Source organism: Brevibacillus sp. SYP-B805 (genome assembly GCF_011059135.1).
GTDB lineage: Bacteria > Bacillota > Bacilli > Brevibacillales > Brevibacillaceae > Brevibacillus_F.
Genome location: NZ_JAALGD010000003.1, coordinates 1 through 18,198 on the forward strand (window position 1 = coordinate 1; position 18,198 = coordinate 18,198).

Here is an 18,198-nt window from a genome sequence, read left to right on the forward strand (position 1 = left end):
ACAGATCAGTAAATACCTGCTCATAACCAGGAAACACTTGATCAAGGATGGCTTGGAAGCGTAATTGCGTTTGAACGTACATCTTCGTGATGGCATCATGTTCACGCGCGAGAGCGCGAATGTTTAACAGCTGTACGTTGCGTTTTTTAAACGGTTCAAATTCCTCTTTGTAATACAACGCAGCAAGTTTGTAGGCATCAGATTGGTCTGTTTTCACTTTACGCAGGGTGACTTTCCGAGCTTGATACGAGATCAGTGGATTTAGGACAATAAAGGTAAGTTCGTGCTGTTCAAGAAAGTCTGTAACAGGCAGATGATAGTGCCCCGTAGCCTCTAAAATGATGACAGGGGTTCGACCGGATTCCCTTTCCACTTCCTGAATCTTATGCAGGAACGTCACAAACCCTTCCTGCGTATGGTCGAACTGAAACCCTTTTCCAAATGGCTGATTCTTGTCCAGAAAGGCTTGTCCATCACTTCTTCCCTTGGAAATATCCAATCCAATAACAGGGTTCATCTAGCTATCTCCTTCCTTCACGAAAATACCGGTACCCACCCCTGATTACAGTCCACAAATCCGCATGTGATACGGGATCCATCGTCCCAACCAGCTCAAACATGATTTCTGCAATAGGTGGGGAAACACTTCAGACAGCGAGATCAACGTCTCAAACCCAGATTCGTTTCCCCCGGCTACCGCCATTCTACACCTTTACTCATGAAAAAAGGTCAATCAGATGTTACTCTGATTGACCTCATAATACGAAACGCCCAGATGTTGAGCCCCCCTGCCCGCGTCGCGTTTCGGAGCGGACAAAAGCCAGCTTCTTCGCGGGTCGTCAAGAGAGCGAGCAGGAACCATTACCCATGATAAAAAGGACTTTGTATGCACACTGAGATCTGCCGTACATGCGGCAGATCTTGTGCTTATTATGCCCCTTCGACAAAGCGCTTGATCCGTTCGATGCCTTTTTCCAGCTGCTCCATGGAGGCGGCGTAAGAGATGCGGACGTTCTCTTTGGAGCCGAAACCGCTCCCGGGAACCAGGGCCACCTTTTCCTTCTCCAGCAGGGCTTCGCTCCATTTGTCCACATCGTCGTATCCCATTTTTGCCATGGCTTTCGAGACGTTCGGGAAAACATAGAAGGCTCCTTCCGGCTTCAGGCAGGTGATGCCGTCGATCTGGTTCAACAGCTCCACGACCCTGTCGCGCCGCTTGACGAACTCCCGTTTCATCATCTCAAGCGGCTCCTGCGGCCCGGTCAACGCCGCCAGCGCGCCATACTGGGCAAACGAAGTCGGGTTGGAGGTGCTGTGGCTGGAGAGATCCACCATCGCCTGGATCACGGCTTCGTTACCGGCCGCATAGCCCATGCGCCAGCCTGTCATGGAGTATGGTTTGGACATGCCGTTAATGATCACGGTGTTTTCATAGGCTTCCTTGCTGAAGGTGGCGACGCTGACGTGCTCATGGCCGTCGTAGATCAGCTTCTCGTAGATTTCGTCGGATACCATCAGCACCTTGTGCGTCAGGCAGACATCAACGATCTCCTCCAGCTCCTTGCGGGTATAGATGCTGCCCGTCGGATTGCTGGGCGAGTTGATGATCAGCGCCCGTGTACGCGGGGTAATCGCTTCCTTCACCTGCTGGGCAGTCACTTTAAACGCATTGGATTCGGCCCCTTCGATGAACACCGGCACCCCGTCGGCCACCTTCACCATCTCCGGATAGCTGACCCAGTACGGAATCGGGATAATCACTTCATCGCCCGGATCCAGTATGCTCATAAACAGGTTGTAGAGCGCATGCTTGCCGCCGTTGGTCACGATGATCTGCTTCGTGCTGTACGTCAGGCCGTTGTCCCGCTCGAATTTTTCGCTGATCGCCTTAAGAAGCTCGGGAATCCCGGCGGTGGCGGTATACTTCGTCTTGCCTTCGCGCATGGCTTTCTCGGCAGCCTCGATGATATGCGCAGGCGTATTGAAATCGGGTTCTCCCGCCCCCAAACCGACAACGTCAACGCCCTGACGCTTCAATTCATTCGCCTTCGCCGTGATCGCCAGCGTTGGAGAGGGAGCGAGGATGGAAACCCGTTTGGACAATTTCATGGAAAATAAACCTCCTCTGGTATGTTTACGTAACCTATATGTTGTGGGACGCATTCTCAATTATTGCTAAGGATAGCCTACCATACCCGCCTGGGCTTGTATAGGGGATGTCAGATGAAATACCCCTCTGTGGCAGCATAGAGGGGCCTCTTTGTTGGGACTACACCAATTGTTCCCTGTTTTCGACTTCCTGCATGATGGAAAACTCTTCCTCCTCTTGCAAAGACAAGTCTTCATCCGGTTGGTCGTCTTCCTCCGGGGGAATCGACGGCCGTTCATCCTCCCGCTCGGCATCGGCAGCCTCCTCTTCGCCTGCCGCCTCCTCCGGTTCCAGCGTGGTCTCCTTGTCCGCCCCGCGTTCTCCAATCGCGATCCAATGGATGATTCCTGCCGCTTTTTCGCCACCCTTGTGCCGGGAGACCGTAATCGTCGCCGTATCCGGCGCTGTCTCCTTCAGGACGGCGAAGCAGTCGGGGTGGTTGGTCATCGCGACAAACACGTAACCGGTATTCTCGTAGGAACTCTCCAGCGGGATCACCAGGGTGATGCTTTCCTCCCCCTGCCCCAGATGGAACGGCACGAGACCGAACTGCTGGCAGACATCGTTCCGGCTTCCCGCGGCCTGCACAGGAACGAAGGCCAGTTTCCCCGGGGTGATGGTGTGGTCCGCCAGGTGCTGCTCGTTGACGGCTTCCTCCGCCAATTTTGCCGCCGTTACCGCTCCCTGCTTCAGTTTCTCCGCGGTGATGGAGTTTTCCGCCACATGCTCCGTATGGACGGCGTTTTTTGCCAAATGATCGGCATGAATCGTTCCGGCGGCAATTTTTGCTTTCGTTACCGCGCCATCTTTCAAATGCTCGGTGGAGACGGCCGCCAGTTCCAATTTTTGTCCGTCCACGCTTCTGTCCGCCAGTTTCTCCCTGGTGACGGACTGTTTCTGCAGCTTCGGCGTGCTGACAGCCTGTTCGGCAAGATGTTCCGCCTGCACGGCATGGCTGCCGAGATGTTGGGACTGCACCGCTTTATCCGCGATTTTGTCCGATGTGACGACACCGCGCGCCAGGTGACGGTTTTTCACGGCTTCTTGCGCGATTTTGGCCGAGATGACGGCCGCATCCGCCAGTTTGCCGGTCGTGATGCACTGGTCCGTCAGCTTGTCGGTCGAGACGGATTCGGATGCCAGCTTGGCGGTCGTGATCACATGGTCGGCCAGATTCATGGTATGAATGGCATTCTCCAGCATGTGGGTATGGCCGATAATCCGCTCGTTCAGATGCGCGGTTTGAATGGCGCGCTTGGCGATCTTATCTTTGGTTACCGCTTCGTCCCGCAGGTGCTTCCCATGAATGGCCTCTTCCGCGATATGCTGGTGGTTGACACTGCGCGCCGCCAGTTTCTCCGCCGTGATCGCTTCGTCGGCGATTTTGGCGCTGGTCACCTGTTGATCGCCGATCTTTTTCTGGGTAATGATGAAATCCTGCAGGTGTCCGGTTTGAATGGACATGGGATGAATATGCCGGGCTTTGACGGCTTCGCGCGCGATTTTGGCGGCGGTAACCGCATCGTCGGCGATCAGGGGCTCGGTGACGGTCGCTTTGGCCACCTTCTCCGTTGTGACGGCTTCGGCCTTTAAATGTTGGGTATCGATGGTCTCGTTGGCCAGATGATGCTCCTGCACGCTATGCATGGACAGGTGTTCGCTCTTGACGGAATGTTCGGCCAAATGTTGGCTGATGATGGTCTTCGGCTTGATGTGATGGCAATCGACGCTTTCCTCATCCAGCTTGGCTGACGTGACCGCCCCGTCCCGCAGCTTATCCGTGGTGACGGCGCCATCCTCCAGTTTCGCCGTATTGATGACATGATTGGCCAGATTCGTCGTTTGAATGGAGCCGGGCTTGATTTTTTCCGCCGTAATCGTCTGATCCTGAATCAAATCGCCCGTGATGGCCTGCGCCTGGATATGTTTGGTCTGGATGGCGCCATCGGCAAATTTCATGGAGTCGATCGTCTTGTCTGCCAGTTTTTCGGAGGTGACGCTGTTATCCATCAGCTTCTCCCCGGAAATGGATCGATCCTGCAGCTTGCTGCTCGAAATGCTGCCATTAATGATATGTTCTCCGGTAATGGAATAGGGGGCGATCTTGCTGGCGGTTACCGCATAGTTCGCCAGTTTGGAGTTTTCCACCGCGTAATCTTTCAACAGCGAGGCATCGATGCTGCCCGGTTTGATCTTGCTGGCATCCACCGCACGACTCGCCAGTTTTTCCGTGGTAATGGCCTGGTCGGTGATATCGTCCGTGTAAATAAACGAGACATTTCGCTCTTCCGTGCGTTCCTTTACGACTTTGGAAAACTTTTTCTGGTTGGAGGATGCACCCGATTTCGGAACCATCTGCAGCGGAGGGTAGACAACGGAGGGACCCTTGTACACCTCACGCTCCACTTCCTCCTCTTCGATCCCGTCGAGCCAAGCCATTTCCAGTTCATTATCCAGCAAAGGCAGCGGGGAATCCATGTTCTTTTTTTGCTTTGCCGCTTTTTTCCGGCCTTCTTTCGCCATACTAGTCTCCTCTCCTTCTTTGCCACTCAGCCCTATCATTTTGTAGCATATTCGCCAAGCGGCGGAAGCGGCACAAGTGCGGATGAAAAAAATAAGCCGGCGGTCTTATACCGCCAGCTCGTTCGCATGTTTGTTTGTTGTCAGCAACTCCCGGAACGTATGACCATGCAAGACTTCCTGTTCCAGGAGGATCCCCACGCCCGCTTGAAAGACGGCGTCGTGCCGCTTCAGCACCTCTCTGGTTTTCTCCAGCAGTTCCTCCAGCAGACGGTTCACTTCTTCGTGGACCTGGTGTCTGTCGACCAGCTTCATGTTGACGATCCCGAGGCGGGACATCCCGCTCTGCACGATCTCCTGCGCCATGCCGAGCGCCTGTTCGAAGTCGTTCTTGGAGCCTGTGCTGCGGCCGCCGTAATAGATCTCTTCCGCCACGGCGCCTGCCAGACATACCATGATCTGTTTCTCCAGCGCTTCCCGCGTGTAGAGATAACGGTCTTCCATCGGATTTTGCCGCACATAGCCGAGCGCCTGGCCGCGGGGGCTGAGGGTGACCTGGGAGACGGACCCCGGGCGCACCCATTCGCTTGCGATCGCATGCCCCAGTTCATGCATGGCGACGCGTCTTTTCTCGTCAGCGGACGCTTCCCGGTCCACTTTTTCTCCCATCATCACCTTGTCGACCGCTTGGGAGAAGTGGCGGCGCGCAATGGCCGGGGCGTTTTCGCGCATCGCGTAGATGGCCGCCTCATTGGCGACGCTTTCCAGCTGTGCGCCGGAAAAGCCGAATGTCTCTTGGGCGATCTGCTCCAGGGAGACATCCGCCGCCAACGGTTTCTTGGCGGTGTGGATGGTCAAAATCTGCTCGCGGGCCGTCTTGTCCGGCAGATCCACCGTGATATGGCGGTCAAAACGTCCCGGCCGCAGCAGGGCGGAGTCAAGCATGTCCTTGCGGTTGGTGGCGGCAATCACGAGAATGCGCGGCTTGTCGCTCGTCGTGATCCCGTCCATCTCCGTCAGCAGCTGGTTCAGGGTCTGGTCGTACTCCCGCTGCTGCTGACCTTCGCGCTTTCCGCCGATCACATCGATCTCATCGATAAAGATAATGCCGCTGTCCTGCCCGTTCTTTTCCGCCAGGGTGCGCACTTCCTTGAACAGGTCGCGAATCCGCTGCGCCCCCACCCCGACATACATCTCGATAAACTGGGAACCGGACGCGGCAACGAAGGCGGAGTCTGTATAGTTGGCCGCCGCTTTGGCCATCAACGTCTTCCCCGTCCCCGGCGGACCCGTCAGCAGCACGCCCTTGATCGGACGGATCCCGTACTGCTCGATCTTCTCTTTGTGAATCAAGAAGTCGAGCGCTTCTTTCAATTCTTTCTTGGCTCTTTCCTGTCCGCCGATGTCTGCGAACGTAATGGTTGATTTCGGCACGGCATGACGGCTGGACTTCCCTCTGGCAGAGAGCGCGGCCATGTTGCCCTGCCGCGCCATCAGGAAGAAAATGCCGCCCAGCACGGCACCGAAGAGAAGAAACGGCGTGATGTTCACGCCCAGAAACAGCAGGAATATCAAGATGCCCGGCACGACCCCGTACAGCACCTCTTTACCCATTGGCGGTCACCTCCCCGGAAGATGCAAAACGGGGCACCACCGCATAGAAATCGTCCGTCCCCCGCCTGAGATACACATAAACGTTGGTGTCATCCATCCGGGTGATGGCGTCATCCAGGTGGTACTGCTGCTTCCACGCGGCCAGCAGTACCGGAATCCTGCTGTATTGATGCAGATCAACCGCTTCGGTAATCGCGAACACCCCGTCCGTCCACACCTGTTTCACCTGGCTGTCCTTGTTGCGGATGGAGATGTCCACTTGTTTGCCCTGCACGATTTCTCCGACAGATTGGGACAAATGTTTATATTCTTCCGGAAATGCATCCGGATTCGTTACCTGCAGCATGATCGATACCTGATCCCTGTCTACCTGCAGCTGCGCCAGCTGTGCCGATTTCATCTGTCCGACCAGTTGACGGATCGGTTCTTCCACTTCCATCTTCTGATAGAGAAACCAGCCGCCAAAGAGAACCGCCAGCGTGGCGATCAGCGACAGCATGACAGTCAACGGCTTCCTGCGGGTTTGCATGATCATCCCCCTTTCCTGCTATACCGTTCGTCTATCAATCCCGATCAAGATCCAGTATAGCACAGGGGGGTGTCAAAATCTGAATGTAGTTGTTACCAGCGAAAAACCCGCCGTGCCCAACTCTGGGCCGGGGGCGGCGGGTCCTGTGGAGAGTGGGGGACCTTATGTGTTTCCTTGAACTGTATAGGTTTTGATCACCTTTCCGGTATAGAAATCGTACTGAATGTAAAGATACCGGCCTTCCTGGTCACGCACGGCCGCTTCCCAAAAGGGGCGGTTCTCCTCCAGCCCAGGGACGACGTGCAGGATTTTGCCGCCGGGATAGCCTCTCCTGACGGCGTCCAGCACGCTCTGTTTGGGCACCGCACGCGCCAGGGTATCGAAATAGATCTCCTTCTCGTTCATCCAGACGATCACCGGGGTTCCCACCTGATTTTTCCCCATGACGACCGCGTAGGCCTGTTTGCCACGGTATTCGTCGATTTCGTCGATCTGGGCGATGGTTGTCCGCTCCGCCGCCCATTTTCTCGCCTGCTCTTCAAACGCTCGCTGACTGCCGACCACGCTGGAGGTCAGATCATACAGAAAGGCGAAGGCGAGGGCGAGCAAACCGATCACCACGATTCCCAAGCGTAACCACACAACCGCGTAACTCCTTTTTCCCCGCTTACAGGTAGAATGTCAATTGATCCTGTTTCGGGCCCTGGGCAGTCTGTAGCGCCAAATGGACGACGATCTGCCTGAGCCTTTTCCCATTGGCATCATACCAGAATTGGTACGTAATGGCTACCTGCCTGTCCATGCTGGCCATCGTTTCTTCGACCGGAAAGGAGGGGCCCAGCCATTGAGCCAGCATCTCCTTCACCTCTTTGGCCGGCAGGGCAATCTGGTAACCCAGCAGCCCCTGCTGCTGCTCGTCAATCAGCGGCAGCGGCTGCACCGCTTGCAGCTGTCCTTTCACCAGCATCGCATGTTCATACGGCGTATACAATGCAAAAGGCAGCAGCGCCGGCTCTTGTTTCTCTCCGTCAATCGTGACGCTTGCGCGGCTGTCATCCCGCCGGATCTCCACTTTGTGGCCGGCGACCGTACCGGATAAATCAAACCGTTCGCCGTGAAAATGGCCGGAAAGCCAATCTTTCTGCCATTTTACCGTAAACGGAATCTGTTCTTTTTTCTCCAGGGGTTCGAGCAGTGCCGCAAGCGCATCCCGATCCTCGGCGGCGCGCTGCTCCAAATCGATCACCGGCACATCCCGGCCGTCCTCTTCCTGCTTCTCATGCAGCAGCGCAAGCCCAGCCCCCAGCAAAAACAGCAGGAGGAAGATCGGCAGAAGCAGCCACAGCTGTCGCGGGCGGATATACATGTTCAGCCCCTCCCCGTCCCATTTCTTCTACAGGGTATTCGTGGGGGGAAGGTTTTAGAACAAGGCGGAAAACTTACTAAACATAGCGAAGGGCGTGTCGGTCATACTACAGATACACCCCAAGGAGGTGAGCGCGTGAAATTCTCACCGGTGACGACATCTCCTGACGCGATTGGGTTGCTGCTGCAGGAATACCGCGCATCCTGGGCAGCGCTATCTTCACCGCTGCGAACATCGCCCCACACAACCGCTTTATCCTTTCGCCACACCTCGCTGACGGAGGTATGGCGGGAAAACCCTGTCTGTGAGTAAGACCCAAAAATCTTCTACCTATACCTGCACTGCACCTCTCTCCTGTCACGCCGACAGGAGACCTTTTACCTTTTCAGCGCCGCAAACATTCGGTTCGCTTCGTAAATCACACGCTCCTCGTCCACCGTCAACAGTTCGCGGTTGCGCATCAGGAAACGGCCGGCCACCACGGTGTCCGTCACATCGCGCCCATTGCCCGCATAGACGACATGGGAAATCGGATGATGCGCGGGATGATAATGGGCTTGCCGGGCATCCAGCATGATCAGATCCGCCTGCTTGCCCACCTCCAGCGACCCCAGCGCGTCGGCCTGGAACACGCAGTCGGCCCCGTAGCGGGTAGCCAGGCGCAGCGCCACTTCAGCCGGGACCGCCACCGGGTCGTGCAGGACGCCTTTGTGCAGGATCGCCGCCAGCTTCATTTCCTCAAACAGGTTCAGGTTGTTGTTGGAGGCGGAGCTGTCGGTACCCAGCGAGACGCTCACCCCTTTGGCCAGCATCTTCGGCACCGGGGCCACGCCGCTCGCCAGCTTCAGGTTGCTGACGATATTGTGGGATACTTTCACCTTGTATTTTGCCAAGATGTCGATCTCTTCATCCGTCAGATGAACGGCATGGGCCACCAGCGTCGGTCTGGTGAACACCCCGATGTTTTCGAGATGGGCGACGGGCCGCACACCGTACTCTTTTACATTTTGCTCCACTTCAAAGCGGGTTTCCGACATGTGGATATGGATCGGCAGATCAAGTTCCGCCGCTTTTTCCACGATCTGGCTGATGAATGCCGGCGAGCATGTATACGGCGCGTGCGGCGACATCATAGCGGTAATGCGGCCGTCCGCCTGGTTGTGCCAGTTCTTGGCAAACGCCACCGCTTCCCGCAGCTTGGCCTGCCGTTCTTCCTCCGAGCAGAGGCCGATCATCCCCCGGCACAAGCGGGCGCGCATGCCCGTCTCCTCAACGGCCTTGGCCACTTCATCCATATGGTCGTACATATCCACAAAGGTGGTGGTGCCCGTCCTGATCATTTCGATGATGGACAGGTACGTGCCCCATTTCACATGCTCGCCCGTAAATTGGGCTTCGAGCGGCCACATTTTCTCCTCCAGCCATTGCTGCAGCGGCAGGTCGTCGGCATAGCCGCGCAAAAGCGACATGCCCACATGGCCATGGGTATTGATCAATCCGGGCAGCACATATTTGCCCGTCCCGTCGATCACCTCGTCGTAGCCGGACAGATCGGCCGGTGTCGGACCGACATAGGTAAGCTTGCCGTTTTCGAAGGCAACGGCGCCATCGTTGATCACTTCATCGTGCTGGTTGACGGTAATGACGGTAGCGTGGGTTATGATGGTTTTCATGGGTTGCTCTCCGTTTCGTTAGTTTAGGTAATACGCCAGGCTTTGCAGGCTGGACGTCACGTCGGCATAATCGATTCTTACATTCTTGTCCGTTCTCAGCGTCACCGGGGCGAAGTTGAGGATGCCTTCGATGCCGGCATGAATCAGCTGATCTGCCACCTCTTGGGCCGCATGGGCCGGAACGGTGATGATCGCCAGGCGAATCTGCTTCTCGGCCACCGTGCTTTTCAACTCCGACAGCGGCTGGATGGGGATGCCGGCGATCTTTTTGCCGATTTTGCGCTTGTCCGCATCGAAAATCGCCACGATGCGCATGTTGTCCTTCAAATACGCGTTGTAGTTGCTGATCGCGTGGCCGAGATGGCCGGCGCCGACAAGGGCGACATGGATCACCTGGTCCAATTTTAATATTTGCCGGATTTTTTCGATCAGGTAGTTGACATCGTAGCCGATCCCCTTTTTGCCAAAATCCCCGAAGGCGGCAAGGTCTTTTCGGATTTGAGCGGGATTGATATCCAGCGTTTTCCCCATCTGTTGGGAGGAGACGGTCGTCACATTCAACTGCTGCAGATGGGTAAGATACCGAAGATAGATCGGCAAGCGTCGAACTACAGCCTCCGATATTTTTTCCGCTTTGGCCACTGCCTCCCCTACCTCCTCACCTTCTGTTTGATTACACGATAGTCCTTTCCGTTGGAGAGGATCATGATGGTGCCGTCCTGACTGGTTATGTATGTTTCCGCCCAGGATTCCCCCAGCCGTTCGATGATTTCATCCTGGCCGGCCTTCATTTCCGTACGCGGTATTCCCGTTTGCACAATGGCGACCTGCGGATCCACAAGGCTGAGGAACGGCTGGGAGGACGCCTGATTGCTCCCCTGCGCCGCCACCTTCAGAACCTCTGCTCGCAGTTCCTTCCCGTGCTTTTGAATCAGGCGTTCCTCCGCCTTTTCCCCGATGGCGCTCGTAAAGAGAAAGCGCATGTTTTCCTGCTTCAACTGAAAGACGAGCGAATTATCCTGCGGGGACAGGAACAGATACTCGCTGGGGTGCAGGACGTGGAGCGCAATCTTGTTTTCCAGCTGGAGCACATCCCCTTCCGAGAGCAGCACCAGCTTCTTGTCGCTTTTGACCGGCACAACTCGGCGGATGCTGGGCTCGATCAATTTGGGCATCAGGATGGTGTCGATCTGCAGGGATGATGCCAGATACGGATATCCCCCCGCCTGTTCCGGCTGATCGTTGGAGAGCAGGACATAATCCAGCTTGGTCACCCGGCGTTCGGCCAGCAGCGCCAGCAGCGTCTTCCCATCCTCCGCGGCTCCCGTATCGATCAGCAGGGTTTTGCCGCTGGGAAAACGGACAAGCGTGCTCTCCCCGTTCGGCAGACTGAAGTAATAGAGCACCATCCCCGTGAAGCTTTGGTCATCCTCGGCCGAAAAAGGGTCTTCCACCTTGACGGCATGCTGCAGATGGCTGTCAATGCCGCATCCGGCCAGCAAGAAAAGAGAGACCACCGACAAGCGCAGCAACAGGTTTATGATCCGCCTCATTTATTGTATCACCTAAATCCTCGCGAGACTATTGCTTCATTTTATGTGTCAGGCGGGGCAGGCATACCGTTAAGAAACGGTGCGATCAGTTCACGCAGCTTCGGCCACGGGCCCGACTGCACCTGGAAAGGCGGCAGCGATTGCAAAAAGACGCGGCCGTATCGCGATTCCACGATCCGCGCGTCAAACACCACCACGACGCCACGGTCATGCTGATGGCGGATCAGGCGGCCCACTCCCTGCTTGAATTGGATGACCGCCTGGGGAAGAGCGCGCGACATGAACGGGTTTTTGCCAGCTTCCTTCAGCTTTTCCGCCCGCCCGACCGTTACCGGATGGTTGGGAGGAGCGAACGGCAGCCGGACGATCACGAGGGCGCTCAGCGCTTCTCCCGGAATGTCGACTCCCTCCCAGAAGCTGCCCGTCCCGAACAGGACCGCCTTGGGCTCCCGCTGAAACTTACGCACCAGCTTGCTGCGGTTGTTGCTGTCGATGCCCTGCCCAAGCAGCGTAAACCCTTCCTCGCCCGCTTGTTCCTTGATGGCATCATACACCAGACGCAGCATGGCGGCTGACGTAAACAGGATCAGCGTGCGGCCATGAGCGGCCCGGATCACATCCAGGCATCCCTGGATCACCGCGTGCAGATACGCCTCCTCGTCTTCGCTTCCCAATGCGGGAAAATCGGAGGGGATCAGCAGCAGGCCCTGTTTCTCGTAATCAAAGGGAGAGGGCAGCGCCAGCGTGCGCACCCGCGCTTCCGGCAGCTGATCCAGCCCGATGCTCGCTTTGAGATAGGAAAAGCTGTTTTTGACGGTTAACGTGGCCGAGGTCAGAATGACGCTGCGCGTGTTGGCAAACAGCGGGGAAAGCTCCTGCGACACCTCCAGGGGAGCGGCGAACAGGTATACATGCTTGCGCGGTGTCCGGGACTCTCCCTCCATCCAGTACACAAAATGCGGGTCGTCGCAGTGGAGCAGGAAGTGGAGCGTATGGCACGCCTCCTGCACATCGTCGAGAAGGCCCCGCATATCCGTCAGGGCGCTGCGCAAAAGGAAGGGCGGATTCTCGTCTCCCCCTTTGGCCAAAGCCATCAGCTGCTCCAGGCTTTCCGCGAAGAAGAGCAGCCGCTGGATGAAGCGGTCGCCCGCTTTCACGAGGCGTTCGCTCCGCCCGGCAAATGACGCCTTGCTGTAGCGGGCGGCAATGCGCCCGGTTTCGGCGCTCTCTTCCCCCGCTTTGGACACCCATTGAAACAGCTGCTTGGTCCATGCCAGCAGATCGTCCCGGGCCTGCTGCTGAAAGGCGGCCAACGCTTTCAACAGCGCTTTCGCTTTTTCGTCCGCGTCCTCGCGCCAATGGGACAATTCTGACACATAGCCTGCCAAGAGGGCCGTGCAGTCCGTCCCCATCCGTTCCACCAAAAACTGCAGCTGCGCCGTGGAATGCTGGGCGCCCATATGCCGGGTGGCTGCCTCTTCCAAGTGATGGGCTTCGTCGATGATCGCCACCTGATAGGAAGGCAAGATCCGGTTGTCATTCTCCAGATCCGTCATCAGCAGCGAGTGGTTGGCGACGACGAGATCCGCCTCCTTCGACTCCTCCCGCGCCCGAAAATAATAGCAGCGGCTGAACCATGGGCATTGGCGGTGCAGGCAGGAGTTGGCGTCGCTTCTTACCTGCTGCCAAAACAGGGTGCCGGATGGCGGCAAGTTCAGCTCTTCCACATCCCCGCTGAGCGTCTGGGTCAACCAGGTGACCATTTGCGCCTTCACCAGCCGAAGTTCCAGGCTGCCGCTTTCTGCCCCCTCTTCCAGGTTTTGTTCGAATTTGCGCAAACACAGGTAATTGCCCCTGCCCTTCAGTTTGGCCACGGTGAACGGGAAAGGCATGACGCGCAGCAGGGTGGGAATCTCTTTCTGGAACAGCTGCTCCTGCAGAGGAATGGTGTTGGTGCTGACCACGATCTGCTCGTGATGCTGTTTGGCCCACAGCACGGCAGGCACCAGGTAGGCCAGGGATTTTCCCGTCCCGGTCCCCGCTTCCACCAGCAGATGGGTCCCTTCCTCGATCGCAGCATGGATGGCCCGCATCATGGCTTCCTGGGCTTCCCGCCGCTGAAATCCGGGCAGGCCGTGTTCCAGCGCCGCACCCTCCCCCATCAGCCGCTCAATCACCTCTTCCAGGGTGGTATCGGCCGCGGCCGTCGCTTCCCGTAAAGGCATGTCGCCTGGTATCCCGCGGTGGCGCAGGGCAAACTGGCGATAAATATCCCATTCGGCCTCGGCGTCCCCGGCGGGCTGTTCCAGCGCCGCCTCCGTCAGTTTCTCCATTTCGATCTGCCGCAGCAGCCGGCCCACATCCGAGCGAAACGACGAGACCAACAGCTGCAGCCGCTGAATGGTTACCAGCGGCAGACGTTTCAGCAGATCCAGCAGGTGCAGGAAGAGATGGGCAGTGGCCAGCGCGTCGCTGTCCGCCTGATGGGGCCGTTCATGGACGATCTCCAGATCATCGGCCAGCTCGACCAGCCGGTAGCTCCCCTGCATCGGCAGCAGAAAGCGGGCCAATTCCACCGTATCCAGCACATGGCCGTCAAACATATAATAGCCCTGTTCCACCAGGGCTTCTTGCAGAAATTGCAGATCAAACGAAGCGTTGTGCGCGACAAAGGTGCGGCCGTCCAGCAGCCGCAGCAGATCGGGGAGCACCTCTTCCAGCGTGGGCGCATCGGCCACCATCTCGTCGGTAATCCCCGTCATGTGGGTAATGTAAGCCGGAATGGGCTGGCCCGGGTTGACATATGTCGAGTAGACATGTGTGATCCGGCCATCCTCAATGGCGACGGCACCGATCTGGATAATTCGATCCCCTTGCCTCGGCGAACTTCCCGTGGTTTCCAAATCTACAACGATAAACCGATCCAATCGTGCGTCACCTCAATACCTAAACAACCACCGAAGGCGGTTCACAATCATCTCCTAGGATTCGGCAATCCCTGACAAAAATCCTGCTGCCTTACGTCGGGATCGGATCCAGAAAGAGCATGCCCTCTCCGGCAGGTTTCCCCAGTTTGGCGGCGCAGAGACTGCGGTAAAGAGGAACCTCCCGGAACAGCCGCTCCTCCCCGGCCACCTGTTGAAAATATTGATCCGCCAGCTTCCAGTCTTCCTGGATCACGGCCAAGCGTCCGAGATGGTAGTATCCCAGCGATCTCAAATAAGGATCCGCTTCCGCCACGAAACGTTCGGCGATCTCCTTGGCGCTGTCCGTCTCGCCCAACCGTTCATAAGCTGCCACAAGACCCGACTGGGCCAGGCGGTGATCCGCCTGTTTGCGCAGGATGAAGTGAAAGACTGCAACCGCCTGCTCCACCAGCCCGTCAAACAGCAGCATCCACCCGTAGGTGAAATGAAAGTCCAGATTGTCGGGCGATAAACTGACCGCTTTCTTGATGAGAGGCAGGGCCTTGCGGGTACCGGCGATCAGCCAGGTCGTCCAGGCCAGTCCCTGATAAACCCACCCTTCGCGGGGCAGCTGTTCGCGCAGATAGACGTAGCAAAGCTGGGCGCGGTGAAGCTGTCCCTTCGCTTCATACATGGATGCCATTTCCTGCAGCGTGCGGCTGTCCAGATGTTTGGCGGGCGTTTGCAGCCGGGCTGGCGGAACCATCTCCGTCCCATTCCCGTTCGCTACCAGCTGCATCGCGGCCCGCAGCCAGATCATTTCTGCCTCCCAATCGTCGTGCACCTGCTGCAAATAGCTTTCTACGGCTTCCAGCGCCTCCTTCGCTTCCCCATCCTGCAAGCAGCAGAGCGCCAGGTTAAATTTCGCCTCGGCATACCCAGGAAAGGCGTGAAGCGCCGCTTGAAACGCCTGGCCTGCTTCCAGCCACTGCGCTTCTTCCGCCAGCAGACAGCCGATGGCGTTGTAACTGATGGCGGCCACTTTGGGAGAGCTGGCGGAGCGGCTCAGCAGGCGGAATTCCTTCATCGCCTCTCCCCGCTCCTCGCAAAACAGCAGGCTGTAGGCATAATACAGCCGGCCGATCTCCCAATCGGGGGATTGCTGCAGGAGGTCGGCAAAACACCTGCGCGCATCCTGATAGAGGCGGAGATGGTAAAATCCCTCTCCTTTCCGGTACATATGGAGGTGAGGGTGCAGCACCACCTGGCCGCCCGCCGGGTGATCGGCGCTGCCGGCGGCGGGATCTTCTTCCTGGCAAAGGGGATGAACCGCAGGCTGCGGCTGTTTCACCCCATGCATCTCTTCTTTCAGCGTGTTGATAACCTGGGACAGCGCCTCTTCAAACAGCAGCCACCGATCAACCACCTGATCGCTCAGTTGCCGCAGTTCCAACAGTTCATTCGCCAGCAGCAGCCGCTTCTTGTCGTCAGCGTTCGGCCACGCCTGGGCGATTTCCTGCAGCTTGGCGGTCAAGGCAGAAAAGAAGGCTTCCATGGACAAGGAAAAAGCCACCCCCTTCTGAGGCAGTGAGTACTATCATTGTCCCACAAGGGAAGCGGCTCTATTCGAAGCAAACCCACCCGGCCGAAGCGGACGCATCGCAGAAGAACACCTACAGGACGGTCGCGTGCACCTCTTCCGCCAGGATGGTTTCAATCCGGTTGTTTTCCCCCATAATGGCGACGCGCGGCTTATGGGTGCGGGCTTCCTCATCGGTCATCAGGGCATAGGCGATGATGATCACGACATCGCCCGGCTGCACCAGCCGGGCGGCCGCCCCGTTGAGGCAGATCACCCCGCTGCCCGGTTCCCCTTCGATCACATAGGTTTCCAGGCGGGCGCCATTGTTGTTGTTGACAACCTGCACCTTTTCGTTAGGAAGGATATCCAGCGCATCCAGGATGGTCTTGTCGATGGTGATGCTGCCGACGTAGTTCAGGTTGGCTTCGGTAACGGTGGCGCGATGGATTTTCGCTTTCATCATGGTCCGAAACATGCCGCTTATCTCCTCCTCCCTACATTTTCTCGTCTATATCTCCGCAATCAGGTTATCGATCAATCTCGTCTTCCCGAAACGGACAGCCAAGGCCGCGATGATCCGGTCGCCCGGTTTCAGCTCGGTCACCGGGGTAAGTTCGGGATAATGCAAAATTTCGGCATAATCGATCTCGGCGAGCGGTTGAGACTGGATCATCCGGACCATCTCGTCCTTAAGCGTTTCCACGGCCGGACAGCTTTTCAGGCGTTCCTGCACATGCTGCAGCGTCCGGTACAAGATCGTCGCCTGTTCCCGCTCCTCCTCCCGCAGGTAAACATTCCGGGAACTCATCGCCAGGCCGTCCGCTTCCCGGACGATGGGACACACCACGATATTGACGGGTACCGACAGATCCCGCACCATCTGCTGGATGACCGCCACCTGCTGGGCATCCTTTTGCCCAAAGAACGCGTCGTCGGGCTGTACGATCTGGAACAGCTTCATCACCACGGTTGCCACGCCGTCGAAATGGCCGGGCCGCGACTTGCCGCACAGCGGTTCGGACACCTTGGCGACGGATACCTTGGTCAAGACCTCGGTGGGATACATTTCCTCCACGGAGGGAGTAAAGAGCAGATCAACCCCCGCAGAACGGGCGATTTCACGGTCACGCACAATGTCGCGCGGATAACGGCTGAAATCTTCATTGGGACCGAACTGCAGCGGATTGACGAAAATACTCATCACCACCAGATCGCAGGTGAGACGCGCCTGCTTCACGAGACTGGCGTGCCCCTCATGCAGATATCCCATCGTCGGGACGAAGCCGATGCGCTTGCCCGCCTGGCGGGCCTCGCGGATCAGGCTGCGCAGTTCTTGGATGGTGGACACTTGCGTCAATGTTTGAATCATGCGTTTACCCCTTCTCCATACAACTGTTTGATCGTCTCCTCGGATGCCGCGAACGTATGCTCCGGTCCGGGGAAACGTCTGGTTTTGACATCCAGGACATACTCGGAGACGGCTTGCTGGATCATGTCGCCGACCCGGGCATAACTTTTCACAAATTTGGGTTTCAACTGGGATGCGTAGGAAAGCAGGTCATGGAACACCAGCACTTGTCCGTCGCAGTTCACCCCGGCGCCGATGCCGATCGTCGGGATGCCGACGCTTTCCGTAATTTTGGCCGCCACTTCCTCCGGCACGCACTCCAGGACGATGGCAAAGGCGCCCGCCTCTTCCAGGGCCTTCGCCTCGTCGAGCAGACGCAGCGCCGACGCGGCATCCTTGCCCTGCACGCGGAAGCCGCCCAATTGGTGCACCGATTGCGGGGTCAGCCCGATATGCCCCATCACCGGAATGCCCGCCCGCGTACATCGGCTGACCACCGGCACAACCTCCCGTCCGCCTTCGATCTTGACGGCTTTGGCCAGCCCTTCCTGCATGATGCGGCCCGCATTCTTCACGCTTTCTTCGACCGTGCCGTGATAGCTTAAAAACGGCATGTCTGTCACCACGAAAGCGCGTTTCGCCCCGCGTGTAACCGCTTTCGTATGATGGATCATATCATCCAGGGTAACCGGAATGGTAGAGTCATACCCCAGCACCACCATCCCCAGCGAATCCCCCACCAGGATGACATCCACCCCTGCTTCATCCACCAGCTTGGCCGACGGGTAATCGTACGCCGTCACCATCGCGATGGGCTGTTTGGCCTGCTTGCTTTTGCGCAGGTCAGTTGTCGTTACCGGACTGCTGTTTCCCATACACCTTTCACCTCTTTTGCTTCCTCACCCGTGGCATCCCCGGATCCATGCCGGCCATGAAAAAACCTTCTCGCCGAAAGGGA

At 57.4% G+C, this 18,198-nt stretch carries 16 protein-coding genes; 1 reads left to right on the forward strand and 15 read right to left on the reverse strand.

Annotation, left to right across the window (positions count from 1 at the left end):
* The 7 genes from G3578_RS04920 to G3578_RS04950 all read right to left on the reverse strand — a co-directional run.
* Positions 1 to 517: IS110 family transposase (locus G3578_RS04920; protein WP_165209415.1), on the reverse strand; the 517-nt coding region annotated here is incomplete at its 3' end.
* A gap of 413 nt (positions 518 to 930) precedes the next feature.
* Positions 931 to 2,109: a pyridoxal phosphate-dependent aminotransferase gene (locus G3578_RS04925; protein WP_165209418.1), complete on the reverse strand. Its 1,179-nt coding sequence runs from the start codon at positions 2,107 to 2,109 to the stop codon at positions 931 to 933.
* A gap of 160 nt (positions 2,110 to 2,269) precedes the next feature.
* On the reverse strand, positions 2,270 to 4,672 hold the full coding sequence (locus G3578_RS04930; protein ID WP_165209421.1) for a WIAG-tail domain: 2,403 nt from the start codon (positions 4,670 to 4,672) through the stop codon (positions 2,270 to 2,272).
* Positions 4,673 to 4,777: 105 nt separating this feature from the next.
* Positions 4,778 to 6,283, reverse strand: coding sequence for an AAA family ATPase (locus G3578_RS04935; RefSeq protein WP_165209424.1), 1,506 nt, complete (start codon positions 6,281 to 6,283; stop codon positions 4,778 to 4,780).
* Positions 6,276 to 6,812, reverse strand: coding sequence for a hypothetical protein (locus G3578_RS04940; RefSeq protein WP_165209427.1), 537 nt, complete (start codon positions 6,810 to 6,812; stop codon positions 6,276 to 6,278). The genes G3578_RS04935 and G3578_RS04940 overlap by 8 nt, the downstream gene beginning before the upstream one ends.
* 162 nt (positions 6,813 to 6,974) lie before the next feature.
* Positions 6,975 to 7,454: a cell wall elongation regulator TseB-like domain-containing protein gene (locus G3578_RS04945; RefSeq protein ID WP_165209430.1), complete on the reverse strand. Its 480-nt coding sequence runs from the start codon at positions 7,452 to 7,454 to the stop codon at positions 6,975 to 6,977.
* Positions 7,455 to 7,479: 25 nt separating this feature from the next.
* Complete coding sequence (locus G3578_RS04950; protein WP_165209433.1) at positions 7,480 to 8,178, reverse strand: hypothetical protein; 699 nt, start codon at positions 8,176 to 8,178, stop codon at positions 7,480 to 7,482.
* Between the two features lie 135 nt (positions 8,179 to 8,313).
* Between G3578_RS04950 and G3578_RS04955 the strand changes: the two genes are divergently transcribed.
* On the forward strand, positions 8,314 to 8,490 hold the full coding sequence (locus G3578_RS04955) for a hypothetical protein (RefSeq protein WP_165209436.1): 177 nt from the start codon (positions 8,314 to 8,316) through the stop codon (positions 8,488 to 8,490).
* Between the two features lie 65 nt (positions 8,491 to 8,555).
* On the opposite strand, the gene G3578_RS04960 is transcribed toward G3578_RS04955, so the two are convergent.
* The 8 genes from G3578_RS04960 to panB all read right to left on the reverse strand — a co-directional run bounded on the left by G3578_RS04960 (position 8,556) and on the right by panB (position 18,115).
* Complete coding sequence (locus tag G3578_RS04960; RefSeq protein ID WP_165209439.1) at positions 8,556 to 9,851, reverse strand: amidohydrolase; 1,296 nt, start codon at positions 9,849 to 9,851, stop codon at positions 8,556 to 8,558.
* An 18-nt stretch (positions 9,852 to 9,869) separates the two neighbouring features.
* On the reverse strand, positions 9,870 to 10,493 hold the full coding sequence (locus G3578_RS04965; protein ID WP_165209442.1) for a redox-sensing transcriptional repressor Rex: 624 nt from the start codon (positions 10,491 to 10,493) through the stop codon (positions 9,870 to 9,872).
* A gap of 8 nt (positions 10,494 to 10,501) precedes the next feature.
* The gene (locus G3578_RS04970; protein WP_165209445.1) at positions 10,502 to 11,404 is read right to left on the reverse strand and encodes a ComEC/Rec2 family competence protein; all 903 of its coding nucleotides are present in this window, start codon (positions 11,402 to 11,404) and stop codon (positions 10,502 to 10,504) included.
* A gap of 41 nt (positions 11,405 to 11,445) precedes the next feature.
* The gene (gene dinG / locus G3578_RS04975) at positions 11,446 to 14,331 is read right to left on the reverse strand and encodes an ATP-dependent DNA helicase DinG (RefSeq protein ID WP_165209448.1); all 2,886 of its coding nucleotides are present in this window, start codon (positions 14,329 to 14,331) and stop codon (positions 11,446 to 11,448) included.
* 91 nt (positions 14,332 to 14,422) lie between these two features.
* The gene (locus G3578_RS04980; RefSeq protein ID WP_241254487.1) at positions 14,423 to 15,865 is read right to left on the reverse strand and encodes a tetratricopeptide repeat protein; all 1,443 of its coding nucleotides are present in this window, start codon (positions 15,863 to 15,865) and stop codon (positions 14,423 to 14,425) included.
* A gap of 118 nt (positions 15,866 to 15,983) precedes the next feature.
* On the reverse strand, positions 15,984 to 16,367 hold the full coding sequence (panD, locus tag G3578_RS04985; RefSeq protein WP_165209454.1) for an aspartate 1-decarboxylase: 384 nt from the start codon (positions 16,365 to 16,367) through the stop codon (positions 15,984 to 15,986).
* 33 nt (positions 16,368 to 16,400) lie between these two features.
* Positions 16,401 to 17,261 carry a pantoate--beta-alanine ligase gene (gene panC / locus G3578_RS04990; protein ID WP_165209457.1) on the reverse strand — a complete coding sequence of 287 codons (861 nt, stop codon included), beginning with the start codon at positions 17,259 to 17,261 and terminating at the stop codon, positions 16,401 to 16,403.
* Positions 17,258 to 18,115 (reverse strand): 3-methyl-2-oxobutanoate hydroxymethyltransferase, encoded by an 858-nt coding sequence (gene panB, locus G3578_RS04995; RefSeq protein ID WP_165209460.1) that lies wholly within the window; start codon positions 18,113 to 18,115, stop codon positions 17,258 to 17,260. Before panB ends, panC begins: the two co-directional genes overlap by 4 nt.
* Positions 18,116 to 18,198: the final 83 nt, after the last annotated feature.

Coding starts and splice junctions, on each gene's coding strand:
- G3578_RS04970 (WP_165209445.1), bottom strand. CDS start 11,404: ATGAGGCGGATCATAAACCTGTTGCTGCGCTTGTCGGTGGTCTCTCTT.
- panC (WP_165209457.1), bottom strand. CDS start 17,261: ATGATTCAAACATTGACGCAAGTGTCCACCATCCAAGAACTGCGCAGC.
- G3578_RS04935 (WP_165209424.1), bottom strand. CDS start 6,283: ATGGGTAAAGAGGTGCTGTACGGGGTCGTGCCGGGCATCTTGATATTC.
- G3578_RS04940 (WP_165209427.1), bottom strand. CDS start 6,812: ATGCAAACCCGCAGGAAGCCGTTGACTGTCATGCTGTCGCTGATCGCC.
- G3578_RS04930 (WP_165209421.1), bottom strand. CDS start 4,672: ATGGCGAAAGAAGGCCGGAAAAAAGCGGCAAAGCAAAAAAAGAACATG.
- panB (WP_165209460.1), bottom strand. CDS start 18,115: ATGGGAAACAGCAGTCCGGTAACGACAACTGACCTGCGCAAAAGCAAG.
- G3578_RS04925 (WP_165209418.1), bottom strand. CDS start 2,109: ATGAAATTGTCCAAACGGGTTTCCATCCTCGCTCCCTCTCCAACGCTG.
- G3578_RS04980 (WP_241254487.1), bottom strand. CDS start 15,865: ATGGAAGCCTTCTTTTCTGCCTTGACCGCCAAGCTGCAGGAAATCGCC.
- panD (WP_165209454.1), bottom strand. CDS start 16,367: ATGTTTCGGACCATGATGAAAGCGAAAATCCATCGCGCCACCGTTACC.
- G3578_RS04950 (WP_165209433.1), bottom strand. CDS start 8,178: ATGTATATCCGCCCGCGACAGCTGTGGCTGCTTCTGCCGATCTTCCTC.
- G3578_RS04960 (WP_165209439.1), bottom strand. CDS start 9,851: ATGAAAACCATCATAACCCACGCTACCGTCATTACCGTCAACCAGCAC.